The sequence below is a fragment of the Nonomuraea sp. NPDC005650 genome, from assembly GCF_040605375.1.
Classification (GTDB): Bacteria; Actinomycetota; Actinomycetes; order Streptosporangiales; family Streptosporangiaceae; genus Nonomuraea.
In genome coordinates this window covers 26813-49996 of the sequence record NZ_JBEXCR010000072.1, presented here as the reverse complement: position 1 = coordinate 49996, position 23184 = coordinate 26813, and the positions used below count along the sequence as shown (strand labels likewise).

General features: G+C 68.0%; 29 protein-coding genes, 2 tRNA genes and 1 pseudogene. 10 read left to right on the top strand and 22 right to left on the bottom strand.

Annotation, left to right across the window (positions count from 1 at the left end; translation table 11 throughout):
• The 6 genes from ABZS69_RS62535 to ABZS69_RS62510 form a co-directional block, all read right to left on the bottom strand.
• The coding region (locus ABZS69_RS62535) for an HAD-IA family hydrolase (RefSeq protein WP_355393106.1) at positions 1-629 on the bottom strand (629 nt) is incomplete at its 3' end.
• A 60-nt stretch (positions 630-689) separates the two neighbouring features.
• Positions 690-1124: a histidine phosphatase family protein gene (locus ABZS69_RS62530; RefSeq protein ID WP_355393103.1), complete on the bottom strand. Its 435-nt coding sequence runs from the start codon at positions 1122-1124 to the stop codon at positions 690-692.
• Positions 1114-1371, bottom strand: a complete 258-nt coding sequence (locus ABZS69_RS62525) for a hypothetical protein (RefSeq protein ID WP_355393101.1) — start codon at positions 1369-1371, stop codon at positions 1114-1116. Before ABZS69_RS62525 ends, ABZS69_RS62530 begins: the two co-directional genes overlap by 11 nt.
• Complete coding sequence (locus tag ABZS69_RS62520) at positions 1340-2227, bottom strand: hypothetical protein (protein ID WP_355393098.1); 888 nt, start codon at positions 2225-2227, stop codon at positions 1340-1342. Before ABZS69_RS62520 ends, ABZS69_RS62525 begins: the two co-directional genes overlap by 32 nt.
• A 312-nt stretch (positions 2228-2539) precedes the next feature.
• Complete coding sequence (locus tag ABZS69_RS62515; protein ID WP_355393095.1) at positions 2540-3130, bottom strand: tannase/feruloyl esterase family alpha/beta hydrolase; 591 nt, start codon at positions 3128-3130, stop codon at positions 2540-2542.
• A gap of 9 nt (positions 3131-3139) precedes the next feature.
• On the bottom strand, positions 3140-4231 hold the full coding sequence (locus ABZS69_RS62510; RefSeq protein ID WP_355393115.1) for an integrase core domain-containing protein: 1092 nt from the start codon (positions 4229-4231) through the stop codon (positions 3140-3142).
• 94 nt (positions 4232-4325) lie between these two features.
• Between ABZS69_RS62510 and ABZS69_RS62505 the strand changes: the two genes are divergently transcribed.
• The 3 genes and pseudogenes from ABZS69_RS62505 to ABZS69_RS62495 form a co-directional block, all read left to right on the top strand.
• Complete coding sequence (locus tag ABZS69_RS62505) at positions 4326-4523, top strand: metalloregulator ArsR/SmtB family transcription factor (RefSeq protein ID WP_355393093.1); 198 nt, start codon at positions 4326-4328, stop codon at positions 4521-4523.
• 11 nt (positions 4524-4534) lie between these two features.
• Positions 4535-5281: an aquaporin gene (locus ABZS69_RS62500; RefSeq protein WP_355393090.1), complete on the top strand. Its 747-nt coding sequence runs from the start codon at positions 4535-4537 to the stop codon at positions 5279-5281.
• Positions 5282-5317: 36 nt separating this feature from the next.
• Positions 5318-5518, top strand: a pseudogene (locus tag ABZS69_RS62495) (phosphotyrosine protein phosphatase); the annotation flags it as partial.
• Positions 5519-5696: 178 nt separating this feature from the next.
• Here ABZS69_RS62495 and ABZS69_RS62490 read toward each other — a convergent pair.
• Genes ABZS69_RS62490 through ABZS69_RS62480 form a run of 3 tightly spaced genes read right to left on the bottom strand, consistent with a single transcriptional unit; the run spans position 5697 to position 8636 of the window.
• Complete coding sequence (locus tag ABZS69_RS62490) at positions 5697-6746, bottom strand: PLP-dependent aspartate aminotransferase family protein (protein WP_355393087.1); 1050 nt, start codon at positions 6744-6746, stop codon at positions 5697-5699.
• A 43-nt stretch (positions 6747-6789) separates the two neighbouring features.
• Entirely contained in the window at positions 6790-7962 is a 1173-nt protein-coding gene (locus ABZS69_RS62485; protein WP_355393085.1) for a cysteine desulfurase family protein, read from the bottom strand.
• Complete coding sequence (locus ABZS69_RS62480; RefSeq protein WP_355393082.1) at positions 7959-8636, bottom strand: metalloregulator ArsR/SmtB family transcription factor; 678 nt, start codon at positions 8634-8636, stop codon at positions 7959-7961. Before ABZS69_RS62480 ends, ABZS69_RS62485 begins: the two co-directional genes overlap by 4 nt.
• Positions 8637-8733: 97 nt before the next feature.
• Here ABZS69_RS62480 and ABZS69_RS62475 point away from each other — a divergent pair, with 97 nt between their 5' ends.
• Together ABZS69_RS62475 and ABZS69_RS62470 are read left to right on the top strand one after the other, a co-directional pair.
• On the top strand, positions 8734-10110 hold the full coding sequence (locus tag ABZS69_RS62475; protein WP_355393079.1) for an MBL fold metallo-hydrolase: 1377 nt from the start codon (positions 8734-8736) through the stop codon (positions 10108-10110).
• Positions 10107-11462, top strand: coding sequence for an MFS transporter (locus ABZS69_RS62470; RefSeq protein ID WP_355393076.1), 1356 nt, complete (start codon positions 10107-10109; stop codon positions 11460-11462). Before ABZS69_RS62475 ends, ABZS69_RS62470 begins: the two co-directional genes overlap by 4 nt.
• Before the next feature lie 131 nt (positions 11463-11593).
• On the opposite strand, the gene ABZS69_RS62465 is transcribed toward ABZS69_RS62470, so the two are convergent.
• On the bottom strand, positions 11594-12775 hold the full coding sequence (locus ABZS69_RS62465; RefSeq protein WP_355393073.1) for a cytochrome P450: 1182 nt from the start codon (positions 12773-12775) through the stop codon (positions 11594-11596).
• An 87-nt stretch (positions 12776-12862) separates the two neighbouring features.
• Between ABZS69_RS62465 and ABZS69_RS62460 the strand changes: the two genes are divergently transcribed.
• Positions 12863-13474, top strand: coding sequence for a helix-turn-helix domain-containing protein (locus ABZS69_RS62460; RefSeq protein WP_355393070.1), 612 nt, complete (start codon positions 12863-12865; stop codon positions 13472-13474).
• A 301-nt stretch (positions 13475-13775) separates the two neighbouring features.
• Here ABZS69_RS62460 and ABZS69_RS62455 read toward each other — a convergent pair whose 3' ends face one another.
• Positions 13776-14459: an integrase core domain-containing protein gene (locus ABZS69_RS62455; protein WP_355393068.1), complete on the bottom strand. Its 684-nt coding sequence runs from the start codon at positions 14457-14459 to the stop codon at positions 13776-13778.
• A 438-nt stretch (positions 14460-14897) separates the two neighbouring features.
• On the opposite strand from ABZS69_RS62455, the gene ABZS69_RS62450 reads away from it, so the two are divergent.
• Positions 14898-15479, top strand: coding sequence for a hypothetical protein (locus ABZS69_RS62450; RefSeq protein ID WP_355393065.1), 582 nt, complete (start codon positions 14898-14900; stop codon positions 15477-15479).
• Between the two features lie 35 nt (positions 15480-15514).
• On the opposite strand, the gene ABZS69_RS62445 is transcribed toward ABZS69_RS62450, so the two are convergent.
• From ABZS69_RS62445 to ABZS69_RS62415, 7 genes are all read right to left on the bottom strand, one after another.
• Positions 15515-16063, bottom strand: a complete 549-nt coding sequence (locus ABZS69_RS62445; RefSeq protein WP_355393062.1) for a hypothetical protein — start codon at positions 16061-16063, stop codon at positions 15515-15517.
• Positions 16064-16225: 162 nt separating this feature from the next.
• On the bottom strand, positions 16226-16516 hold the full coding sequence (locus ABZS69_RS62440; RefSeq protein ID WP_355393060.1) for a hypothetical protein: 291 nt from the start codon (positions 16514-16516) through the stop codon (positions 16226-16228).
• 90 nt (positions 16517-16606) lie between these two features.
• The gene (locus ABZS69_RS62435) at positions 16607-17155 is read right to left on the bottom strand and encodes a hypothetical protein (RefSeq protein WP_355393057.1); all 549 of its coding nucleotides are present in this window, start codon (positions 17153-17155) and stop codon (positions 16607-16609) included.
• Entirely contained in the window at positions 17152-17712 is a 561-nt protein-coding gene (locus ABZS69_RS62430) for a MauE/DoxX family redox-associated membrane protein (protein ID WP_355393054.1), read from the bottom strand. The genes ABZS69_RS62435 and ABZS69_RS62430 overlap by 4 nt, the downstream gene beginning before the upstream one ends.
• 102 nt (positions 17713-17814) lie before the next feature.
• A complete protein-coding gene (locus ABZS69_RS62425) occupies positions 17815-19605 on the bottom strand; it encodes a SelB C-terminal domain-containing protein (protein ID WP_355393051.1) in 1791 nt (596 codons plus the stop codon).
• Complete coding sequence (locus tag ABZS69_RS62420) at positions 19596-20009, bottom strand: rhodanese-like domain-containing protein (RefSeq protein WP_355393048.1); 414 nt, start codon at positions 20007-20009, stop codon at positions 19596-19598. The genes ABZS69_RS62425 and ABZS69_RS62420 overlap by 10 nt, the downstream gene beginning before the upstream one ends.
• 17 nt (positions 20010-20026) lie before the next feature.
• Positions 20027-20121 (bottom strand) — tRNA-Sec (locus tag ABZS69_RS62415).
• A 15-nt stretch (positions 20122-20136) separates the two neighbouring features.
• On the opposite strand from ABZS69_RS62415, the gene ABZS69_RS62410 reads away from it, so the two are divergent.
• Complete coding sequence (locus ABZS69_RS62410; RefSeq protein ID WP_355393045.1) at positions 20137-20496, top strand: AIR synthase related protein; 360 nt, start codon at positions 20137-20139, stop codon at positions 20494-20496.
• A gap of 106 nt (positions 20497-20602) precedes the next feature.
• Here ABZS69_RS62410 and ABZS69_RS62405 read toward each other — a convergent pair whose 3' ends face one another.
• Together ABZS69_RS62405 and selD are read right to left on the bottom strand one after the other, a co-directional pair.
• Complete coding sequence (locus tag ABZS69_RS62405) at positions 20603-21019, bottom strand: hypothetical protein (protein ID WP_355393112.1); 417 nt, start codon at positions 21017-21019, stop codon at positions 20603-20605.
• The gene (gene selD / locus ABZS69_RS62400; protein WP_355393042.1) at positions 20934-21641 is read right to left on the bottom strand and encodes a selenide, water dikinase SelD; all 708 of its coding nucleotides are present in this window, start codon (positions 21639-21641) and stop codon (positions 20934-20936) included. Before selD ends, ABZS69_RS62405 begins: the two co-directional genes overlap by 86 nt.
• A gap of 88 nt (positions 21642-21729) precedes the next feature.
• On the opposite strand from selD, the gene ABZS69_RS62395 reads away from it, so the two are divergent.
• Positions 21730-21823, top strand: a tRNA-Sec gene (locus tag ABZS69_RS62395).
• A 28-nt stretch (positions 21824-21851) separates the two neighbouring features.
• Complete coding sequence (locus ABZS69_RS62390; protein ID WP_355393039.1) at positions 21852-22208, top strand: hypothetical protein; 357 nt, start codon at positions 21852-21854, stop codon at positions 22206-22208.
• Between the two features lie 234 nt (positions 22209-22442).
• Here the strand turns inward: ABZS69_RS62390 and ABZS69_RS62385 are convergent, their stop codons facing one another.
• Together ABZS69_RS62385 and ABZS69_RS62380 are read right to left on the bottom strand one after the other, a co-directional pair.
• Positions 22443-22829, bottom strand: coding sequence for an integrase core domain-containing protein (locus tag ABZS69_RS62385; RefSeq protein ID WP_355393037.1), 387 nt, complete (start codon positions 22827-22829; stop codon positions 22443-22445).
• Complete coding sequence (locus ABZS69_RS62380) at positions 22826-23143, bottom strand: hypothetical protein (RefSeq protein ID WP_355393034.1); 318 nt, start codon at positions 23141-23143, stop codon at positions 22826-22828. The genes ABZS69_RS62385 and ABZS69_RS62380 overlap by 4 nt, the downstream gene beginning before the upstream one ends.
• Positions 23144-23184 lie beyond the last annotated feature (41 nt).

Sequence of the window (23184 nt, the reverse complement as noted above, 5' to 3'; positions counted from 1 at the left end):
AGGATGATGTCCTTCAATTCAGCCAGAGTTTGGATTCGATAGGCGGCTTGCGCGAAGTCATTTGATTTGGTGAAGTCGTTGTGAACAACAGCACAGTCAATACCGGCCGCCACGGCCGAGTTCAGCCCTCTGGATGAATCCTCAACGACCAGTGCCTCTTCTTTGGTGGCTCCGAAGCGTCTCAGGCCGATCAGGTACGGGTCCGGATGCGGCTTGTCAAGCTCGTAATCCTCGCGAACAACGACGAAATCCATAAATTGCTTGATCCGGCGCTTCTCGTGGATAAGTTCGAAATCCGCACGTTTGGCGGTTGTCACGATAGCCATCCGGACGTGCTTTGACAGCTCGGCCAGAGCTTCAACGACGCCTTCAATCTCGATGGATTCTGTCCTCAGATACTCTTGATAGTAATCATTACGGACCTGACGCTGCCTGCTGATGGTCTGTTCATCGATGCCGGCCGCCCTGGCTTGGGCCCAGGTTCCCAATCCCTGGCTCATCTCCCGAAGGTACTGGTCCTGGTCTAGGGTCAATCCGATGTCCGCGAGGGCGCGTTCCCCGGCTTTGTAGTACCAGAATTCGGTGTCCACCAGAACACCATCATGATCGAAGAGTATGTACTTTTTCACTGTCTCAATCCTTTCCGGCAGCTGTGGCGACCAGATGCGTCATCCCGAATCCCACTGTGATCACCCATAGGTGTACGGGCCACGAATATTCGCGTTGTCGATGATCACCTCCTCCAGACTGACTCCGCGGCAGATGTGCGCGAAGATGGCGGGACTCAGGCGCCACCCGATAGTGAGAATCGTGTGGTCCCCATGTTGTTCGGACTTCTCATCCAGGAACTCGCGAACTCTTCCCGCGAAGTCCCTGAAGGACTCGCCCTTCGGAAAAGGCTTGTCGCTGAAGGCGAGGTAGTCCCGCTTGCCCAGGCCGAATTTCATGCCGGTGTACTGTGGACCGTTGTCGATCTGACGAAGGCGTTCGTCTACGACGATGGGGATGGACGTATTGCCGAACAGGATCTCGCACGTTTCTTTCTGACGTCGCATCGAGGACGTATATGCCGCTGCGGAAGTCTGCGCCTGCCGATAATTCCATCCGTGCAGGTCAAGCCGCATGTGAGTACTCGTGGAGGATGCCACCGAGCCGGTCTCGTCGGCGTATGTTCAGGTCGATGATTTGCTCGGGATCCGTGATCGGATCGGGGACGGTGCGTAGCGGAGCCGCTTGGCCCAGGGCTTGGTGGGCTCGATGCTGGTTGTAGAACCGTTCGTACTCGCGAAGGGCGTGCCACAGGTGGCGTTCATTCCAGAGCAAGCAGCCGTCGAGGAGTTCACGGCGGCAGGACTGCACCCATCGCTCCATGATCGAGTTTCATCCGCGGCATCCGAATACCGGTGAGCACCGTCTGGACGTCGGCCTCGGCGAGAATCTCGTCCATGAGCGCCGGGAACTTCCCGTCCCGATCTCGGAGTAGAAAGCGCGCCCGGCAGCCCGCATCGTTCAGATCCATCACCAGGTTCTTCATCGCCTGGGTGACCCAGTTCGCGCTTGGGTGCGCGGTGGTGCCGAGCACCCGGATGCGCCTGGTGGAGTGCTCGATGACTGCCAGGATGTACTGGCGCTGCCCGTTGAAGGTGATGGTCTCGATGAAATCGCAGGCCAGCAGCGCGTCGGCTTGCGAGCGCAGGAAGTCGGCCCAGCTGGTGGACGCCCGCTCGGGCGCCGGATCAAGACCTTCCTGCTTGAGGATCTCCCAGACCGTGGACGGTGCGATCTCGATGCCGAGCGTGGTGAGCTCTCCGTGGACCCGCCGGTAGCCCCAGGTCGGGTTCTCCCGAACCAGGCGCAGGGCGAGAGTGCGGATGGAGCCGACCGTGGGTGGGCGCCCACGTCGCTTCGGCCGGCAGGTACGGGCATGACGACGTCTCATCAGATCGCGGTGCCAGCGCAGGACAGTGTCCGGCCGGACGAGAAGCCGCAGCCGGCGTAGGACCTCGCGGGGCAGCGAGGTCAGGAGCGCAGCGAGAAAGGCCCGGTCTTTGGGTGCGAATCTCACTCTGGTCTCAGTGCCGAGTTGGCGTTCAAGGACGGTGATCTGGTGGCGTAAGATAAGAATTTCACGTCCTTGTCCCGATCGCTCATAGACAGCAATCGCAGCGCGGCGAATGTGTTGGTGATGGTGAGGTGGGCCAGGCGGAGGAGCACGGCCGATCATCATACCGCACTCGGTTCCATCTTCTGGGTGGCCGGAGTTCGCGCCGCCACGCGAAGCCTTCGTAGGGCCGTGACCTGCGTGGATGAAATTTTCGGCAGGCGCAGGTCTGTGCCGCCTCTCACGCCCCATCGAATCGGATATCCGGGCATCCGACTCCACCACGCCGGAGCCCTGGTCCACCCGCCACGTGTGACTACGGACTGCGGAACCCGGGTTGATCCCGGGGCCGCCGGAGGTCGAGAGCTCCAGCGGCGGACCGAGTCGAACTTCAGTTGCAGCGTTCTGTGACCGAAGCCGCCGACGCTGCCTGTCGAGTCAGCGCCAAGAGGCGGATGTCACCGCGCGATAACTGTCTGGATCTGCCGGGTCTCCCGTTCCGCGGAATCTGGGAACAAGCGGGTAGGGATAGAGAGGAATCGCTTCGTCACTCGCAGTGGACGGAGCGGACCGCCTGGCGATGATCTTCGTCGGGGGCGTTCCGCGTTCGACCCAAGTTTCGAGTGCGGACAGGGCGTCGAATCTGTCGTAGCCGGCTCCGCCGGAGCAGTGCGCCATTCCCGGTACCTGGAACAGTCTCGCGAAGGCTTGGGTTGTGGCCAGGCCGCCGCTGGCCTTGATGAGCCGCTTGTAGTAGTCGACAGTGGCTGCCAGACTGATCCCTTCGTCAGCGGTGCCATGCGTTATCAGCAACTTGCCGCCGTGCTTCTCGAACTTGCCCAGGTCGGTCGTGGTGGCGTTGTAGACATTTGCCATCGCCTCCATGTCGGCGGGATCTTTGTCGAAGTCGAAGTTCTGGGCCGACTTGTTGTCGCCGTCGGACTGCCTGGAGTAGGCCATGTATCTCAGCCACTGGTCGGCGCCGTGTTCCACGAGTGGCGTGCCGGGCTGCGGGTGCCGATTATTCATCCGGCCAGGTCAGGCGGCATGCCGGTACTCCTTCAGCACACCACCAAGTCGATCATGTCGGCGAATGTCGAGCGGTGCGATTCCAGCGGGCCCAGTGTCGGGATCGGGAAGTGATCGAAGCGGAGCTGCCTGCCGAAGAGCGCGGTGCGGTCGGTGCTCGTTGTAGAAGGTCTCAAACTCACGAAGCGCGTGACGGAGGTGCTGCTGGTTCCAGATCAAGGTCCGGTCCAGCAGTTCGCGCCGGCAGGTCTGGATCCAGCGCTCCATGATGGAGTTCATCCGCGGTATCCGGACACCGCTTTTGACGATGCGTACACCGGCATCGGCCAATACGGCGTCGAAGGCCGCGGTGAATTTGGCGTCTCGGTCGCGGATGAGGAAGTCGGCCGTGATAGCCGCATCCTGCAGGTCCATGGCGAGGTTGCGGCCAAGTTGGGTGACCCACTGGCCGGTGGGGTGGGCGGTGACGCCGAGGACCTGGATACGGCGGGTGGCGTGCTCGATGACCGCCAGAGCGTACAGGCGAGCGCCGGTGAGGGTACGGACCTCGAAGAAGTCGCACGCCAGCAAGGCGCCTGCCTGGCTGCGCAGGAACGCGGCCCAGGTCGTGGCGGTCCGCTCGGGAGACGGGTCGACGCCATGCGCTTTGAGGATCTCCCACACTGTGGAAGCGGCGACCTTGATACCGAGCGCGGCCAGCTCACCGTGAATGCGCCGGTACCCCCATGAGACATTCTCCCGCGCCAGCCGCAACACCAGCAATTGTACGGACCGGACGGTACGCGGACGTCCACGCCCGCGAGGCGCGCCGGCCTCGGCGTGACGGCGCCGCAGTAGATCGCGGTGCCAGCGCAGGACGGTGTCCGGTCGGACCAGCAACACAAGGTGCCGGAGTCTATCCATCGGCAGGCGGTGAAGCAGCCCAGCGAGGAGGAACCGATCCGTCGGCGTGAATACAGGCCTGGCCACCTGGCGCTGCAGCACCATCAGCTGGTGCCGTAACACCAAGATTTCGATCTCCTTGTCGCGATTAGTCCTGGGTAGCAGCCCCAGGAACGAGAAGGTGGTCGTCATCGTCAGGTAGGCCAAGCGCAGTAACACGATCAACCAAGATGCCGTGCGGGCGCGCGACGGGAGCGCAAGAGAGCGCATTACCCCTATGGCCTGCACGGATGAATATTCGGCACCCGCAGGTGTGCGGTGTGAACTGACCGGCGCGTTCGCGGTGACCGCGCCGACGATCTCCCACCACCTCAAGGTGCTGCGCAAGGCTGGGCTCATCCACAGCGAACGGCGTGGCACCTGGGTCTACTACTGGATCGTGCCGGCCATGCTCAAGCGCCTGACCGGCGCACTCGCCCTGTCCGACGCGCTCGCCGCGGCCGCCCAGTGAATCCGGTACGGGTGAGTCTGCCGCGCCGGGCGCTGGCCGAGTTCGCCGGCACCGCCGCCCTGGTGGCCGAGGTGGTTGGCTCCGGCATCATGGCGTCCGAGCTGTCGCGCGATGTCGGCGTGCAACTGCTGGCCAACAGCCTGGCCACGGCCGCCAGCCTGGCCGTGCTCATTCTCGTCCTCGGCCCGGTCTCCGGTGCCCACTTCAACCCGATCGTGTCCGTGGCGGCCTGGCTGCTGACCCGCCGCGACGCCGACCCAGCCTTGCGCGGCAGGGACCTGGCCGCCTACCTGCCCGCGCAGGTCGCCGGCGCCGTCGCCGGGGCGGTGCTGGCGAACGCGATGTTCGCGCTGCCGGCCCTCCAGCTCTCGGCCCGCGCCCTGTCGGCTCCGCACCTGCTGCTGGGCGAGGTAGGGGCCACCGCCGGGCTGATCCTGCTGATCTTCGCCCTGGCCCGGCAAGGCCGCGCCGCGCTGGCCCCGGCCGCGGTCGGCACCTACATCGGCGCCGCCTACTGGTGGACGTCCTCCACCAGCTTCGCCAATCCCGCTGTCACCCTCGGCCGGGCCTTCACCGACACCTTCGCCGGGATCGCACCCGCCTCGGTGCCCGGCTTCGTCGCCGCCCAGCTGGCCGGAGCCGCGCTCGGCGGCCTGCTGCTGGTCGCGCTCTACCCGCGCGCCCCGCACGCGCTGCCCGACCTCGCCCCGGTCCCGGCCGCCGACCCCGCGCGGCAGGCCGCCGCCGAGCCTCGATAGGAGAACCCGGTGTCTCATCAGCCCGACCAGCACGAGATGGCACCGCAGGTGTTGTTCGTGTGCGTACACAACGCCGGCCGCTCCCAGATGGCCGCCGCCTTCCTCACCCACCTGGCCGACGACCGCGTGCGCGTACGCTCGGCCGGATCGGCACCCGCCGACCGGGTCAACCCAGCCGTCGTACAGGCCATGGCGGAAGTCGGCATCGACATTACCGGCGAAATCCCCAAGGTGCTCGCTGAGGATCTGGGAGATGACGAGAACGGTCAGGACGCGGCGCTGCGCCTGGTGGTCCGGGGTTGTCGCGGTGACGGGTGGGGTGTTGCTGGTCACTGGGCGGTTTCTTTTCGTCGAGGGCAGAGATCGGCCGGCGTGCCCGGCCGCCCGGGGCGACCGGGCCGGGATGGCGCAGGGGTCAGGAAACGTCCAGGGCCTGGGCGAGGTCGGCGATGAGGTCGTCGGCGTCCTCCAGGCCGACGGACAGGCGGATCATGCTGTCGGCGATGCCGCGCCGGGTGCGCTCGGCCGGGTCGAGGCCGTGGTGGGTGGTGGTGATCGGCTGGGTGATGAGGCTTTCGACGCCGCCGAGGCTGGGGGCGATGGCGAAGATGCGCAGCCGGTCCACGACGGCGGCGGTCTGTTCGGCGGGGGCGTCCAGGACGGCGCTGAGCATGCCGCCGTTGCCACGCATCTGCGCGTCGACGATCCTCTTGGCTTCGCCGGTGGCCAGGCCGGGGTAGTTGACGCGGCTGATGCGCGGGTGGGTGGCCAGGAAGGAGGCGACGGCGGTCGCGGTGGCGTTCTGGGCCCGTACGCGTACGGGCAGGGAGCGGATGGAGCGGGCCGAGTGGATGACCAGGTCCGCGCCGTGCTGGAGCGGGTTCTGGTTGACCGGGGTGGCGAAGGTGTTGTCGACGACCGTCAGCGCGCCGGCCGCGCGGGCCTGGGCGGAGAGGGTGGCGATGTCGAAGACGTCCAGGGTGGGGTTGGAGGGGGTCTCGAAGAACACGATGCGGGTGCGGTCGGTCAGCACCTCGCCCAGCCGGCTCGCTTCGTCGGCGCGCAGGAAGGTGGTGGTGATGCCGAGCTGTGGCAGGTTGGCGCCGAGGAGTTCGAAGGTGCCGCCGTAGACGTCGCCGAGGCACACGATGTGCTCGCCGGTGCGGGTGTGGGCCAGGAAGGTGGCGGCTTCGGCGGCCATGCCGGAGGAGAAGGCCAGCGCCTGCTGGCCGCACTCCAGGTCGGCGAGCTTGTCTTCGGTCGAGCGGATGGTGGGGTTGAGGCCGTAGCGGGTGTAGAGGTTGCCCGGTTTGCGGCCCTCGACGACGGCGAGGAGATCGGCGGTGGAGTCGAACGCGAATGTGGAGTGTGCGTACAGCGGGGTGTGGATGGCGCCCTGCGGGTCACGACGTTCTCCGGCGTGCACGCTGCGGGTGGACAGTCCCTGCGCGGTGGTGTCAGTCATGCCTCTCCTGCTCTTCGATTCGACGGTGGGCCGGTAGGCCCTGTCACCGCGCGGCAGCCGCCTTGATCAGGGCAGTTGCCGCTGTCTCGATGTCTGCGGGCGTGCTCCAGCGACCCAATGACAGCCGCAGCGCCCCCAGTGCGCGAGCGGCCTCCAGACCCATGGCGGTCAGGACCGGGGAGGGGGTGTGGGTGCCGCTGTGGCAGGCCGAGCCGGTCGAGGCTGCGATCTGAGGCGCCGCGGCGAGGAGTTCGTGCCCAAGGGCACTGTCGATACTGACGTTCAGGGTGTTCGGCAGCCGCCGCTTCTGTGGCCCGTTGAGATGGACGCGGCCCGGCAGCCCGGCAGCCAGCCTCTCGTGGAGGTCGTCGCGCAGCGCCGCGATCCGGGCGGCAGCGCCGTCGGCGAGTTCGTCCGCGGCGATCTGGGCGGCCGTGCCGAGGGCGACGGCCAGGGCGACATTTTCGGTGCCGGCCCGTAGCCCGCGCTCCTGGCCGCCGCCGTAGACGACCGGTTCCAGCTTTACGCCGTCGCGTACGTACAGGGCGGCGGCGCCCTTGGGGGCGTACATCTTGTGCCCGACCACGGTGAGCAGATCCACGCCCAGCGCCTGGACATCGACGGCGATCTTCCCGACGGCCTGAGCGGCGTCACAGTGGAACAGCGCCCCGTATCGGTGAGCGAGGTCGGCGAGGTCGGCGATCGGCTGCAGCGCTCCAGTCTCGTTGTTGGCGGCCATCACCGATACCAGCACCGTCTCCTCGGTGAGCGCGGCGCCCAGCGCGGCCGGGTCGACCAGCCCGTTGCCGTCGACCGGCAGCACCGTCACGCGCGCGCCGTGCAGGCGCTCCAGGGAGCGGCAGGTCTCCAGTACGGCAGGGTGCTCGGTGACCTGGGTGATCACGTGCGAGCGGGGGCGGCCGGAGGCGACGACGGCGCCGCGCACGGCGAGCAGGTCGGCCTCGGAGCCGGAGGCGGTGAACACGACCTCGTGGGGGCGGGCCCCGATCAGGGCGGCGACGTTACGCCGGGCTCTCTCCAAAGCCGCTCTCGGCTCGGCGCCGTAGGAGTGGCTGCTGGAGGGGTTGCCGAAGAAGTCTGTCAGGTACGGCAGCATCGCCTCGGCTACCCGTGGATCGACCGGGGTGGTGGCGTTGTAGTCCAGATAGACCGGTCCGCCGGCCAGTCCGGGGTGTGGCGCGAGACGGCCCTTCACGCGAGCTGTCCCGCTTCGACGGGCAGATCGGCCAACCGCCACTCCAGCATGCCGTCGCTCAGCCGGATCGCCCGTCTCCCGCGATCGGTCAGCAGCCGCACCGCGTCGTAGGCGAGCACGCAATATTCGCCGCGGCAGTACACGACGATCTCGGCGTGCTCGGGCAGCTCGCTGATCCGGTCGGCCAGTTCGGCGACGGGGATGGAGACGGCGCCGGGAATGTGACCAGCCAGATACTCCTCCACGGGCCGCACATCCAGCACCACCACGTCTCCGGCCGCTACCCGGGCGCGCAACTGCTCGCGAGTGACCTCCACCGCGCCGTCCTCACCGAGGTAGGTCACCCTCGCTGCGGGGACGGCCGCCTGGTGGTTCTCGGCGACCTTGCGCAGCAGCGCGAACAGCTGGGCAACGTCCTCACCGGCCAGCCTGTAGTGGATGCGCACGCCCTCACGGCGGGCGGCGACGAACCCGGCCTGCTTGAGCGTCTGCAGATGGGCCGAGGCCGTCGTCAGGTTCAGCCCTGCGGTTTTGGCCAGCGCCTCGACGGTTCGCTCCCCCTGGGCAAGCAGGTCGAGCAGTTCAAGGCGCTTTCCGCTGGACAGCGCCTTGCCGCTGGCCGCGAATGCCTCATACAGCTGAGCCTTGGCCTGTGCTGCGGTGGTCTCCGCCATGACATCCTCCAATATTTCATGGAATATTGTAGATGAAGGTGGAGGTAATGACACAAACAGTCACATCACCTCTCACGCTAGATTTTGGAGGACAGCCGTGGGATTCGCCGACGACCACCTGCTAGCGCTGGTCGACGAAGGGCTGGGCAACAGCGCCTACCTCGTCGACCTGGGCGACGGCCGCGCCCTGGCCGTGGACGCCGGTCGTGACCTGCGCGCCCTGCACGCCGCCGCACAGCGCCGCGGCCTGACCGTGGCGTACGTGGCGGACACGCACCTGCACGCCGACTTCCTGTCCGGCGCCGTGCAGCTCGGCCACGAGACCGGCGCCATCGTGCTGGCCTCCGCAGCCGGACAGCGGACCTTCCCGCATCGGGGCCTGGCCGACGGCGACGAGGTTGACCTGGGCGGGCTGAGGCTACGAGGGCTGGCCACCCCTGGCCACACGGACGAGCACCTGTCTTTCCTGCTGCTGGACGGCGGCCGGGAGCTGGGGGTGTTCACCGGCGGCTCACTGATCGTGAACTCCGCCGCCCGCACCGATCTGCTCGGCGCCGACCGTAGCCAGGAACTGGCCCGTGCCCAGTACCGTTCCCTCCGTCACCTGGCCACCTTGCCGGACGAGACCGCAGTGTGGCCCACGCACGGCGCGGGCTCGTTCTGCTCGGCCCCGCCCGGTGCCGAGCGCACCACCACCATCGGTGCCCAGAAGCAGACCAACCCGCTGCTGGCCGCGCCCGACGAGGACACCTTCGTCAAGCAGTTGCTGGCGAGCCTGGGTTCCTATCCCTCCTACTTCAGCCGCCTGACCGAGCGCAACCGGCGCGGCCCTGCGGTCCTGACCGCTGCGCCATCGCTGCCCGCGCTGGATGCCGGGCAGGTCAAGGCGCTGCTCGCCGACGGCGGCCACGTCGTCGACGTGCGGCCCGCGGCCGAGTTCGCTGCCGGCCACATCGCCGGCGCGATCTCCATCCCGCTGCGCGAGGCGTTCGCCACCTGGCTGGGCTGGCTGCTGCCCGACACCACACCCCTGGTCTTCGTCACCGGCGAAAGCCAGGATGTCGGCGAGATCGTCTGGCAGGCGTACAAGATCGGGTACGAGCGGCTGGCCGGACGCCTGGCGGGCGGCATGCGCGCCTGGCTGAAGGCCGGCAACCCCCAAGCCACCACCGCGTTCGTCACCGCCGGCCAGGCTCCAGCCGGCCCCTACCTGGATGTGCGCCAGCAGGCCGAGTACTGCGCCGGCCACGTTCCCGGCGCTGTCAACCTCGAGCTCGGCGACCTGGCTGATCGCGCCGCCGAGGCCCCGGCGGGCGCGCTCGTGGCCTGCGGGCACGGAGAGCGCGCCATGACCGCCGCCGGCATCCTGGAACGCGCCGGCCGCACCGACCTCACCGTCCTGAACGGCGGCCCCGCCGAGTATGCCACCGCCCACGGCAAGCGGCTCACCGGCTCGCAAGGCGATGCCCGGTGAGCACGGACACGGTCAAACCCGTGCAGCTCGGGCTGCGGGAAAACTGGCTGCAGTTCACCCTGCTGGTCATCGTCAACGTCTGCGTGGGCGCTCTTGTCGGCCTGGAGCGCACCACCATGCCGCTGATCGGCACCAACGTCTTCGGTCTGACCAGCGACCTGGCCGTCTTCTCCTTCATCATCGCCTTCGGCCTCACCAAGGCTTTGACCAACCTCGCCGCCGGCGCGCTGACAGCCCGCTTCACCCGCAAACAGCTCCTGCTCACCGGCTGGCTCATCGGTATCCCCGTCCCCTTCGCACTGGCCTGGGCACCCTCCTGGGGATGGATCGTCGCCGCGAACGTGCTGCTCGGCCTCAACCAGGGCCTTACCTGGTCGATGACGGTCAACATGAAGATCGACCTCGTCGGCCCGGCCCGCCGCGGTCTGGCGACCGGCCTGAACGAGGCCGCCGGATACGTCGCAGTCGGCGCCACCGCCCTGCTCACCGGCTACCTGGCCACCGTCTACGGGCTGCGCCCCATTCCCGAGCTCATCGGCGTCATCTTCGTCGCCGCCGGTCTGGCCCTGTCCCTGATCGTCCGGGACACCGCCGCCCACGTCGCCCTCGAACTCTCCCAGCACCCCAAGCCGCTCCTCGCCGGACACAGCGCCAGGCTCGCCGAGACCTTTGCCCGCACCTCCTGGCGCAACCGCTCGCTGCGCGGCGCCAGCCAAGCCGGGCTGGTCAACAACTTCAACGACGGCCTTGCCTGGGGTGTGTTCCCCTTGCTGTTCACCGACCACGGCCTGGGCCTGGCCGCCGTCGGCCTCATCAAGGGTCTCTACCCACTGCTGTGGGGCATCGGCCAGATTCCCGCCGGTCACCTCACCGACCGCATCGGCCGCAAACCCCTCATCGTCACCGGCATGCTCGTCCAGGCCGGCGGATTCGTCCTCGCTCTGACCCTGCTGGAGCGCCCCCTGCTGGCCGGCATCCTGTCGGCCGTCGCGCTCGGCTTCGGTACCGCCATGGTCTACCCCACCCTGATCGCCTCCGTCTCCGACCACTCCCACCCCGCCTGGAGAGCAAGCGCGCTCGGCACGTACCGCTTCTGGCGCGACATCGGCTACGCCGCCGGCGCCCTCATCGCAGGCATCCTCGCCGACGCCCTCGGCCTGAACGCCACCGTCACCGCCGCCGCCGTGCTCACCGCTGCCTCCGGCCTGCTCGCCGCCCGCTGGATCACTGAACACCCGGCACGCTGGCCCACGACGCACAGGGCAGGACCCGGAGGACGTGCCGCCACTGGCAACGCGAGCACGACCGCCCTGCTCGCCCGAGCCACCGGCATCACCGCTCCGGTCGACTGATCAGATCATGCTGTGGGCGTGGCGGCGCCGAGGACGTGGAAGGAGAACGGGGTACGCGCCTGCGGCGCGAGCCATCTTGGGATACACCCGGCCGAAGATCGGCCGGCGCACATTCGTCTTCGACATGGCGGTCACCAGGTGACGGGTAGCGCGGTCAGGCCTCCGGTCAGCACGTTGGGATTGAAGGTCAGCTCTTCCACCGAGCAGGCCAGCTTCAGCGTGGGAAAGCGCGCAGCGAGTTGAGCGAAGACCATCTGAAGCTCGATGCGGGCCAGTGGCGCGCCGATGCAGTAGCGCGCGCCGTGCCCGAAGGTCAGATGCGGCACGGTCGGTCGGTCGAGGTCGAACCGGTCCGGGTCGCCGAACACGGCCGCATCGTGGTTGGCCGCGCCTGTATCCAACAGCACCAGATCCCCCTCCCGCACCTGCGTACCGAAGATCTCCAGGTCGGTTCGCGCGTAGCGGGGGATGCCGCCGCCACCCAGGCCCGGCGCGCGCAGGACCTCCTCCACCACCGCGTCGATCCGGCCAGAGTCGTCCACCAGGGCCTGCCACTGGCCGGGGGTAGCCAGCACCCACAGCGCGCCCATGCCGATCATGGTCACGGTGGTTTCGTGTCCGGCGAACAGCAGGGACATGCCCATCGCGGCGGCCTCGTCATCGCTGACCCCTTCGGTGGCGGCCAGCCGGGAGATCACATCGGCGTCCGGGTCGCCCTCGGCTCGCTTGCGCGCCACCAACTGCTGCCCGTAGGTGAACAGCTCGGCCAGCCCTTGCTCGGAGCGGCCCCGGTCGGTGATGTCGGCGGCGGCCTGGGTCCAGGCGCGAAACTGCGTGCGGTCGTCGTAGGGGACGCCGAGCAGTTCGCAGATGACCGCGATGGGCAGCGGCAGGGCGAGCGCGGCGTGCAGGTCGGCAGGAGGCCCGGCAGAGGCGAGCTCGTCCAGCAGGGTCGTGGTGAGGGTTTCGACGCGACCGCGCAGGGCGCGCATGCGCTTGGGCGAGAAGTGCGGCTGCAGCAGTGTGCGCATCCGGCGGTGGTCGGCCTGCTCGGTGTCGAAGTCGCCCAGCGGGCCGCCGAACAGCGCCGACTCTCCGGTACGGGAGGCGCGCTCTGGCTCGCGGTGGGCACGGCCGAGCCGGTCGTCGTCCAGCAGTCGGCGCACCTGCTCGTACCCGGTCACCAGCCAGGCTGGGTCGCCGACCGCTGTGCGGATGGCGTGGATGGGTCCTCGGGCCTGCAGTCGGCGCAGCAGGAGCGCCGGCTGCATCGGGCCTGTTTGCTCGAACGGCAGCTGAACGGGCTCGGACACGACTCCTCCATAAGGTAGACGTAGGTTTGTATACTCTGACGTCTAAAACGCTACATGTATACTTCGAGTTCTACAAGCGGAGGTGGGATGACCAGCCCCGAAGTCGGTAGTGCCGACCAGAAGGCCGCCCTGGCCCAGCAGGCGCCGGTGCGGCGGTTGCGGCGCGCCGAGCGGCGCGAACAGATCCTGGACGCGGCCACCCGCGCCTTCGCCCGCGCCGGCTACACCGCCACCGGCCTGGACGATGTCGCCGCCGAAGCCGGTCTGACCCGGGCCATGCTGTATCGGCACTTCGAGTCCAAAGCCGACCTGTACCGGGCTGTGCTCGATCGTGCGTGCGTACGACTGGCCGAAGCCACCGGCACCGACGACTTCGACGAGAACGCCATCCCCGCCCTGCTCCGGGCAGCCGCGACCGACCCCGACGGCTTCCGTCTACTGTTCCGCTACGCCGCCCGCGAGCCCGACTTCCGCGACCTGATCGACACCATCACCACCACCTCCCGTGAGATCGCCCACCGCAACCTGGCCAGAAGGATCCCCGCAGGCCCCTGGCTGGACTGGGCCGCGGACCTCATTCCCACCCTGACCATCGAGGCCGTCATCGCCTGGCTGGACGCCGGCCGGCCCGACCCCGACCAGGCCGCCGACCGCATCACCAAGGCCGTCCACGGTGTCATGGCCGCCGCCCAACCCTGAGCGATCCGGCAGGAGAGCACGGGCGAGGCCGCTGCCGGCCTGGTCAATGGCCTGCTTGGTCCCGATCAGCTTGGGGACGACGGCAACCCCAGCGCAATCCGCGCACCAGTCACCATGATCCCCCAGGCGCGCACGCGCCTGGTCGGCCTGGAGGGGGCGACAGGAGCGTTCGGCGGCCAAGCGGTTCCGCAGCACCCACCTCACCAGTGCGATCGACACGACGCCCAGCAGCGGCCAGAGCCACTCCCCACACGTTCAACGCACCCGAGGCTGCGCCTGCCGAAAAGTCCATCCATGCAGTTCAAGCGGCATGTGAGTACTCGTGAAGGGCTCCGCCGAGCCGGTCTCGTCGGCGCACGGTCAAGCTCATGATTCGCTCTGGATCAGTGATCGGATCCGGGACGGGACGTAACGGGGCGGCCTGGGCCAGGGCTTGGTGGGCTCGGTGCCGGTTGTAGAACTGTTCGTACTCGCGCAGGGCGTGCTGCAGGTGGCGTTCGTTCCACAGCAGGCAGCGGTCGAGAAGCTCGTGGCGGCACGATTGCACCCACCACTCCATGATCGCGTTCACCCGCGGCATCCGGATGCCGGCGAGCACGGTCTGGATGCCGGCCTCGGCCAGGATCTCCTCCATGAGCGCCGGGAACTTCCCGTCCCGGTCACGGATCAGATAGCCGAGCCGGCAACCGGCGTCCTCCAGATCCATCACCAGGTTCTCAACGGCCTGGGCGACCCAGTTCACGGTCGGGTACGCGGTGGTGCCACGTACGCGGATGCGTCTGGTTGCGTGCTCGATGACGGCCAGGATGTACGGACGCCGCCCACCAAGGGTGACGGTCTCGATGAAGTCGCACGCCAGTAGAGCTTCGGCTTGGAAGCGCAGGAAACCGGCCCATGCGGTGGACGCCCGATCGGGTGCCGGATCAATGCCTTCCTGCTTGAGAATCTCCCAGACCGTGGACGGAGCGATCGTGATGCCGAGCATGGTGAGCTCTCCGTGGACCCGCCGGTAGCCCCAGGACGGGTTCTCCCGGACCAGGCGCAGGACGAGGGTGCGGATGGAACGGACGGTTGGCGGGCGCCCGCGCCGTTTCAGCGCGCAGGCACGAGCACGGCGCCGTTTCACGAGATCGCGGTGCCGGCGCACGACAGCATCGGGCCGGATGAGAAGCCGCAGGCGGCGCAGGACGTCGCGGGGCAGCGGTGCCAGGAGGGCGGCGAGGAAGGCCCGGTCCGCATGGCTTCCCTGCGGCGGCTGAAGATCACGGATGTTGTACAAAACACTACGACAGGGCCAAGACCTGGGCGGATGGAATTATCGGCAGGCGCACATCCGGGCCGGGATCTCGAACCAAGCCGTACGGCGACTGGTCGTCGGCCAGGGACCCTAGGCAGTCCTTGATCGCCCATGTACAACTGAATCATGATCCTCAAAGCGACGGTACGCGCCCTGCTCGCGATCGTGGCGACGCTCCCGCTGGGCGCGTGCGGGGCCTCCCCGGCGCAGATGGGAGACGAAGCGGCGACGCGCGAACAGAAAGGCCAAGGTAGCCTGGCCGACCCCCGGGTGCTCACCTGCGCCAACCGCAACGGCTTCGTCGAGGACGAGAGCACCCTGCTCGCCTCGATCGGCCCCCACGACCTCGTGGAGGGGCCGCTGGTCATCCCCGGCCTGCTCGCCTGGGGGGCGGCCAAACCGGAGGAGTACGGCACCGGAAACCGCTTCAAGGTCGGCGCCGTGGTACGCCAGGGCGGCAGGGTCACCCTGTCGATTCCCGAGGAGTTCCACGAGAGCGCCGGCCTGCTCTACGCCGAGGCGGCCAGAACGGCGGCGAACCCGGCGGGCGCGGACCACTCGGTGACGTTCGTGGCCTGCGACGATCACGACACACTGTTCGTGGGCGGGTTCCACGTGCTGGCGCCCAGGTGCGTGCCGTTCGACATCGCGGTTCCCGGCCGGCCCGTGGTCCGCAAGGAGATCTCCTTCTTCGACGGTAAGTGCTGAGCCGCGGTGGGCGGGCCCGGGTCCGCCCACCGCGCTCAACCGAGGAACACCGTCGCCAGCACGCCGACGAAGGTGAGGGACAGCAGGAAGAACGCGTAGGTCCGGACCGCCTTCTCCCTGTCCATGAGCCATTCCATCAGCCACATCGGCTCGGCCTTCGTGTCTTGGTCCTTCGACCCCGGCACGATGGCCACCATCACCATCGACGGAAGCGTGAAGCCGAGCGCGTAACACAGGCCGGCCCACCAAGGCACCAGCCCGAAGAGCGTTACGCCGAGTGCCGCCCACGTCAGCGACGTGACGCGGAAGGTGGTGAGGACGAGCCCGGTGTCGAGTCCCCAGAGGAACGCGCCTTTGGCGGGGCCGAACCGGGTGAAGTGATCGCGAGGGGTCTGCCGCCGCAACATGGGCGTGCGGAGGCCGAATCTACCGGAATCGATGGCCATGCAGGCGAGCAGCACGACACAGGCGGCGATCCTGGAGCCTGTTCCGCGCAGTCCACTGCCGATGAGATGGACCAGCCCATACGTGAGGACGGCGGAGATCGTGAAGCCGATCGCCAGATTGAGGATGGGCCGATACATGGCCTTCTCCCCAAGGGCTCTCCCCTGAACCAGGGGGCGGAGATATCCGACGAAAGAAAGGCCTCAAAAACTGAACAGCTGCGCGAAGCCCGCACTCATGATGAGCAGGAGCAGCGCGATTGTCACCCACGTGTCAAGGGGCAAGGGATCTCCTGAGAACGACTAGCAGCTGTTGGCTCTGACCGTCCAGCCAGCCGAACAGATGAACGGCCCGGTGTTACAGTTCGAGCCCTTGGTGCACTCCCCGCAGGCGTACAGGCGCGAGCCGGTGCAGCAGTTCCACACCTTCATGCTGTAACCCGACGGGCATATGTACTGCCCCTGGCTGTTCGTGCTGCAGAAGTTGTTCGGAAGAGCGAGGTTGCAGCATCTCCAGTTGGCCGCCGCGGCGGGCTGGGACATCGCGGCGATGCCGGCGACGGCGCCGACGGCCGTGACGCCGACCTTACTCATCCAGCCGATGAAGCCACGGCGGCTGGACCTCATGTCTGAGGCCTTCTCCATGTGGTGCCTTTCTTGTGGTTGCGTGGGGCGGGATCGGTGCTAGACGGACGGCTTGCGGGCCAGGGAGTACTTGTAGGAGACGGGAGTGGCCGCGTACATCTGCCTGACCGACGGCACCGTGTGGGCCCGTGTCAGCTTTCCCTCGGCGATGTGAAGGGCGACGGGTGTCAGATCCAGCCCGAGGCTGCCGACGATGCGCTCCTCGTCGTCGAGGATGACGCGCTCGCCGTGCAGTCCGAACTCGTTGATGAACTCGTTGCCGTCCCCTCTCACCGGGACGACCACGACCCACATCGAAAGGGGCACCGCGCCACCGCGCAGCGCCGCGACCAGGTTGCGGCAGGTCTCGCACTTGTCGGAGACGAACAGCACCATGGCCTGTTCAGCGTGATCGAGGACGGGGGGCAGGCCGAACCGGCTGGGGCTGGCCCCTTGCAGCGTGCCCAGTTCCACCGTGGTGGGCTTGTCCTCAATATCGAGATAGCCGCGGATCTGCCTGACCTGTTCGAAGAGCTCGACCTGGGCGCCGATCTGGATGAACACCACCACGGCCAGCAGGCAGACCACCACAAGCAGCACCGTCGTCATGCGGCGGGCACCTCCGCATCCTCGTGTCGTATCGGGTTCGGAGTGACCATGCGGTCGCCCCGCAGTACTCGCAAGAGCCTGATCTCGGCGAGTAGTTTCCACGCGACGAGCGCCAGCAGGAGGGCGGCCAGCCCGGCCAGCCCCTCGTCGGCACTCCACGACGGCGGCGCGAACTCGGCCACCGCCGCCAGGCCCAGCCAGAGCGGCAGGTAGAGCACCTGCCGCCAGCCCAGTGCGGCTCCGCCGCCGCCGAAGCAGCCGCACTTGATCTTCTCTTCCAGCCCCAGCGCGCGGATTCCGGCACCGGCGAACGACAGGGCCAGAAGCGCGATCAGCCCCCTCGGCCAGGTCGCCGACGGCATGATCGTCATCGCGGTGACGGCCAGGAGTTCCGCGCCGATCACGAACAGGGCCGCCGGTCGGGCGATGGCGCTGAAGCCCAGCTTGGAGATGGTCTGCGTGAGGGCACGGTGAGTAAGGATCTTCGACAGGGCCGCGACCAGGAAGATGGCGATGAGCGCACCTTGCCCGACGACGCCTGCGACGCTACTCGTCATGATCGAAAAAATACTTAAGTGTCCGAAACTCGGCAATGGGCACGGGACTTTTTTTCTTTCCAGACGTCCTGACATTATTTTGTCAGGTGTTCTTTGATCCCGTCAGTTGACAGCTGCGCAGGTTCGTGATCCGTTTTCGCGCCGTGTGGTGCGGCCCAGGCCGTCGAGCATCTCCAGCAACGGCACCGCCACCCGGCGCGTGGTCTGCAACGCGACCCGCGCCTGACTCACCGTGAACGGCGCGGGCAGCAAGCGCAGCCGCTCCACCGCCCGGTCGGGGGCGTCGGACAGCAACACCACGCCGGCGGTGACGACCAGCACGGCGCCGGCGCGCTCGGCCGCGACCAGGTTCCTGCCGGCAAGCCCGAGCTCGGTCAGCCGCCGCGCGCTCGGCGCCTGGAACGGCCGGTCGGCCAGCTCGGCGCGGAGCCGGTCGATCGCCTGCCGCAGGCGCGCGGGCAGCGGCGAAGGCGCCAGGTCCTGCCTGCCGATGACGCCCGCCTCCAGCGTGAGCGGCGGCGCGATCAGCGCCCTCGTCAGCCGCCGGTCCGGCAAGCCGAGCAGGTGCGTGGCCGCCTCGACGGTCAGCCGCCCGTCCCCGGCCCCGGTCACCACCTCGGCGAGCGCCTTCCGGAGTCCCGCCCAGTGCTCCGGGTCGGCGTGCCAGCCTCCCGGCAAGGGAGAGGGCGGCGCGGTGACGCCCATCGTCGCGAGGTCGGCGCCGCTGAGCAGCCCGTGCCAGCGCAGCAGATCGGCCGCCCCCGGTAACCCGCATCCCGGTACGGCGTCTCGCGTACCCGGTGCGTCCTTCCCGGCTCCCCGGGAGGCCCCGGCCGCGGCGAGTGCCGCGCCGCGGGCTGCCGCCGCCCCCCTACGGGTCAGTGTGGGAGGCCGTACGTCCAGGACGACCACCCCAGTCGTCACGGCCGAGCGGCTGGGATTGCGCAACAGAGCCCGGTCGCCCACTCGCAGCGGCAACGGCCTGGCGAACGACAGTCTCGCGGCGCCCTCGCCGAGCGGTCTGATCCTGGTGGGCACGGCGGCCGAACCGATGTGGAGGAGCAGGTCGCCCTTCGGCGGTTCACCCGGCGACAGCCGTACGTCGGCCGAGGTCGTGAGGTGCCACGCGCCGGGGGTCAGCAGTGCGTCCCCGCGTGAAGGGGAGACGGGCCCGCGCAGGTTGACCGCCACGCGGGCGGTGGCGGTGACCACGTCGGCCGGGGTGTTGAGCGTCTGCAGACCGCGCACCCGCACCGGTTCGTCGCCAAGGTGCAGCGTCTGGCCCGCGCGCAGGGTGCCCGCCGTCAGGGTGCCGGTGACCACGACCCCCGCGCCCGTGACGGTGAACACGCGGTCGGCCCACAGCCGTACCGGGCCGTCGGTGTCGGTCGGCGGCAGTCCATCCGCGAGCCGGTCGAGCGCGGTGACCAGCTTGGGCAGGCCCTGCCCGGTGACCCCGCTGACGGCCAGCGCAGGTATCGTCTCCAGGCACGTGCCGCGTAGCCGGGAACGGGCCTCGGCGAGCGCCGGAGCCGGGTCGGCCAGATCGGCACGGGTGATCACCAGCAGGCCGTGGCGTACGCCGAGCAGGTCGAGGGCGGCCAGGTGTTCACCCGACTGGACACACCAGCCCTCGTCGGCCGCGACGACGATCATGGCGGCCGGGCACGGCCCCACCCCGGCCAACATGGTGGTGACGAACCGCTCATGGCCGGGCACGTCGACGAACGCCACCGTCCGTCCGGACGGCAGCGCCGTCCAGGCGAAGCCGAGGTCGATGGTCATGCCCCTGCGGCGCTCCTCGGCCCAGCGGTCAGGTTCCATCCCGGTCAGCGCCCGGACCAGCGTCGACTTGCCGTGGTCGACGTGGCCCGCGGTGGCGATCACGAACATGGCGCCAGGCGGGGACCCGTGGGGTGTTCGGGCGTGACGACCGGCAGGCCGGCCGCGAGCCAGGACTGGAAGCCGCCGACCACGTCGGTGGCGCGGGTCAGGCCGAGCTGCCGCAGCGACCAGGCGGCCAGGCTGGAGGAGTAGCCCTCGTCGCACAGCACGATCCACCGGATGCCCGGAGCCGCCTCGGGGATGCGTGCGGAGGAGCACGGGTCGAGCCGCCGCTCCAGGTGGTTGCGCTCGATCACGATGGCGCCGGGCACCTCCCCGTCGTGGCGGCGCTGGAACTCCGGGCGGGTGTCGACGATGAAGGTGTCCGGCGCGCGGGCGGCCTCCTGGGCCTGCGCCGGGTCGAGCCGGCACATCGTCCTACGGGCCTGTTCCAGCAGTTCGTCGACGCTCATCACACTCCACAGGAGGTTGGCGGAGACGGGCGGGAATCGAACCCGCCGCGCCGAGATGCTCGGCGCCACCAGTTTTGAAGACCGGAAGGCCTCCAGGCTCCTGGACGCCTCCGGAACGATCTTATAGGTGAAGACCGTTCAGGAGAAAGAACTGAGGGTTGTCTTTCTCCGGTGGCACGACTGCGGTGCTCGGCCCGGCGAAACTATGCTCGCCTGGGTCGGCCACACCTCGAAGGACCCGCTCGGCGAGCTCGTCGTCGGCACGGACGCCGGCGACGACGCGGCCGTCGTCAGGATCCAGGGTGATGTCGCCGTCGTCAGCACGGCCGACTACTTCATACCCATGGTCGACAACCCGTACGACTGGGGGCGGATCGCGGCCGCCAACGCTGTCGGACGTCTATACGATGGCGGCCGGTCGCTCGTCGGGCTCAACCTGCTGGTGTGCCGCTCGAATATTGAGATACGTGGCCTGAGCTGCGGCTAAGCGGCGTGGTGGTATTCGTTGATCGTGCCGGTGACGACGGGTCTTCGGCGAAACCGTGTTTTCGAGCGGGACACCAACACCGAAGCGAGGAGCTGGGACCTCCTCTTCAAGATTGTCGAAGAGGAGGTCGGCATCTCGATCGTTTCATGATGTCCTCCCGCCCGGCACCGGACACCGCGACGTGTATCACTGTAAGGTCCTCCGTCCGGTGCCGGGACGAAAGACGGTCGCCCCGATATTTCGCGATCAACAGGCGTTCGCCACGAGGGACGAGTTCGCCTATCACCGGAAAACCTGAGAGCTCGCCCGCGACGAGCAGGCCGCCTGAGGTCTGCGCGTCGGCGAGGAGAAGCCGCTCGTTCTCCGGTAGGTCGCCGAAGTCCCAGTGGGGGGCGATCCAGTCGAGGTTTCGGCGAGATCCGCCGCTGATGTACCCGTCACGGATGGCCTCTCGCGCTCCGTCCAGGTAAGGCACGGCGGCCACGCCGCTCGCCCTGGCCAACTTGTAGAGATGGCCGAGCAGGCCGAAACCTGTGACGTCGGTGGCGCACAGAACCCCCCGCGGCCAGCGCCCGCCGGGACGCGTCCCGGTTGAGCGTCGTCATCGCGGCGACCGCCTCAGGGAAGACCTCCCCGGTTGCCTTGTGCCGTGTGTTGAGCACTCCAATGCCGAGAGGTTTGGCCAGAGTGAGGGGGATGCCGGGTTCGCCCGCGTCCACGCGCAGCAGACGGCGGGGGTCGGCAAGGCCGGTGACGGCCGGCCCGTACTTGGGATGGGGGTCGTCGATGCTGTGGCCCCCGGCGAGATGGCAGCCCGCTGCCTGGACCATCGCGGATCCACCGCGCAGGACCTCGCGAGCGAGTTCTAGGGGCAACACGTCGCGGGGCCAGCCGAGCAGATGCAAGGCTATGACGGGCTCCCCGCCGACGGCGTAGATGTCGGAGAGCGCGTTGGTGGCCGCGATGCTGCCGAAGTCATACGGATCGTCAACGACAGGGGTGAAGAAGTCCGTCGTCGTGACGATGGCCGAGGTCGCGTCCTCCACCTGGAGCACCGCGGCGTCGTCCCCCTGATCGATTCCCAGCAGTAACCGGCCTGCCGACGGAGAAGCGGTCGGCGAGAGTCCAGCGACCAGATCCTCCAAGCTCGCCCGGAGGGGTCTTGCAGCTGCAGCCGCCTCCGTTGCCGTTTTGCGTGAGCCTGATGTTGTTCATGGGTCTATGATCCACTCTGGAGGCGTTTAGGAGTCTGGTGACCCTCCTGGTCTTCAAAACCAGTGGCGCCGAGCATCTCGGCGCGGCGGGTTCGATTCCCGTCCGCCTCCGCTGGTCGATGAATCCTGGGATGGTCGCGAGTGGATCGACGCAGTTTGGTGCCGCGGACCGATGCCATGCTGAACAACCCCCGGTTGGCCGCCGCGCAGGAGACGCTCGGCCGTAGCCTCGTCAAGGCCGCGGTGGCGAACGCCCAGCAACAGGTCCGCGAAGGCTTCGCCGACCCCGACAGCGCTGCGGACGTCACGCTCGCCCTCTTGTCGGCGACCGCGGGCGGCCTCAAGAGCGTCGTCAACGCCACCGGTGTTCTCCTGCACACCAATCTGGGCCGGGCTCCGCTCTCACCCGCCGCCGTCGCGGCGGTCACCGCAGCCGCCGGCTACACCGACGTCCAGTTCGACCTCGCCGGCGGACAGCGCGCCTGCGCCTGCCGATAATGGCATCCGTGCAGTTCAAGCGGCATGTGAATATTCGTGGAGGACGCCGCCGAGCCGGTTGTGGCGGCGTACGTTCAGGTTGACGATGGTGCCTGGATCGGTGATCGGATCTGGCACGGAACGTAACGGAGCCGCCTGAGCTAAAGCTTGATGGGCTCTGCGCCTGCCGAAAATTCCATCCATGCAGGTCAAGCAAACATGTGAGTACTTGTGAAGGACACCGCCAAGCCGGTTTCATCGGCGTATGTTCAGGTCGGTGATTCGCTCTGGATTCGTGATCGGGGCCGGGACGGTACGCAGCGGGGCAGCTTGGGCGAGGGCTTGATGGGCTCGGTGCCGGTTGTAGAACACTTCGTACTCACGTAAAGCGTGCCGCACGTGGCGTTCGTTCCAAAGCAGGCAACGGTCCAGGAGTTCGTAGCGGCAGGACTGTACCCATCGCTCCATGATGGAATTCATTCGGGGCATCCGGATACCGGTGAGTACGGTCTGGATGCCTGCGTCGGCGAGGATTTCGTCCATGAGGGCGGGGAACTTCCCATCCCGGTCTCGGATCAGAAAGCGTGCCCGGCAGTTCGCTTCCTCCAGGTCCATCACGAGATTCCTGATCGCCTGGATCACCCAGCCAGCGGTCGGGTGAGGGTGGTGCCCAACACGCGAATGTGCCTGCCAGCGTGCTCGATGACGGCCAGGATGTACTGGCGCTGTCCGTTTAAGGTGACGGTTTCGATGAAATCGCAAGCCAGCAGGGCGTCGGCTTGCGAGCGCAGGAAGTCGGCCCATGTGGTGGATGCCCGCTGGGGTGCTGGATCAAGGCCTTCTTGCTCAAGGATCTCCCAGACCGTGGACAGCGCGGCCTTGATGCCGAGCGTGGCGAGCTCACCATGCACCCGCCTGTATCCCCAACCAGGGTTCTCCCGAACCAGACGCAGCACGAGAGCGCGGATGAAGCGGACAGTGCGCGGGCGCCCAGGCC

Excerpts from the sequence above, each read along its gene's own strand:
- ABZS69_RS62455 (WP_355393068.1), bottom strand. The coding sequence starts at position 14,459 with ATGCTCGGCATCACGATCGCTCCGTCCACGGTCTGGGAGATTCTCAAG.
- ABZS69_RS62440 (WP_355393060.1), bottom strand. The coding sequence starts at position 16,516 with ATGAGTAAGGTCGGCGTCACGGCCGTCGGCGCCGTCGCCGGCATCGCC.
- ABZS69_RS62445 (WP_355393062.1), bottom strand. The coding sequence starts at position 16,063 with ATGTATCGGCCCATCCTCAATCTGGCGATCGGCTTCACGATCTCCGCC.
- ABZS69_RS62430 (WP_355393054.1), bottom strand. The coding sequence starts at position 17,712 with ATGACGAGTAGCGTCGCAGGCGTCGTCGGGCAAGGTGCGCTCATCGCC.
- ABZS69_RS62460 (WP_355393070.1), top strand. The coding sequence starts at position 12,863 with ATGACCAGCCCCGAAGTCGGTAGTGCCGACCAGAAGGCCGCCCTGGCC.
- ABZS69_RS62480 (WP_355393082.1), bottom strand. The coding sequence starts at position 8,636 with ATGGCGGAGACCACCGCAGCACAGGCCAAGGCTCAGCTGTATGAGGCA.
- ABZS69_RS62530 (WP_355393103.1), bottom strand. The coding sequence starts at position 1,124 with ATGCGGCTTGACCTGCACGGATGGAATTATCGGCAGGCGCAGACTTCC.
- ABZS69_RS62515 (WP_355393095.1), bottom strand. The coding sequence starts at position 3,130 with ATGAATAATCGGCACCCGCAGCCCGGCACGCCACTCGTGGAACACGGC.
- ABZS69_RS62435 (WP_355393057.1), bottom strand. The coding sequence starts at position 17,155 with ATGACGACGGTGCTGCTTGTGGTGGTCTGCCTGCTGGCCGTGGTGGTG.
- ABZS69_RS62490 (WP_355393087.1), bottom strand. The coding sequence starts at position 6,746 with ATGACTGACACCACCGCGCAGGGACTGTCCACCCGCAGCGTGCACGCC.
- ABZS69_RS62420 (WP_355393048.1), bottom strand. The coding sequence starts at position 20,009 with ATGAGCGTCGACGAACTGCTGGAACAGGCCCGTAGGACGATGTGCCGG.
- ABZS69_RS62425 (WP_355393051.1), bottom strand. The coding sequence starts at position 19,605 with ATGTTCGTGATCGCCACCGCGGGCCACGTCGACCACGGCAAGTCGACG.
- ABZS69_RS62525 (WP_355393101.1), bottom strand. The coding sequence starts at position 1,371 with ATGGAGCGATGGGTGCAGTCCTGCCGCCGTGAACTCCTCGACGGCTGC.
- ABZS69_RS62520 (WP_355393098.1), bottom strand. The coding sequence starts at position 2,227 with ATGATGATCGGCCGTGCTCCTCCGCCTGGCCCACCTCACCATCACCAA.
- ABZS69_RS62450 (WP_355393065.1), top strand. The coding sequence starts at position 14,898 with ATGATCCTCAAAGCGACGGTACGCGCCCTGCTCGCGATCGTGGCGACG.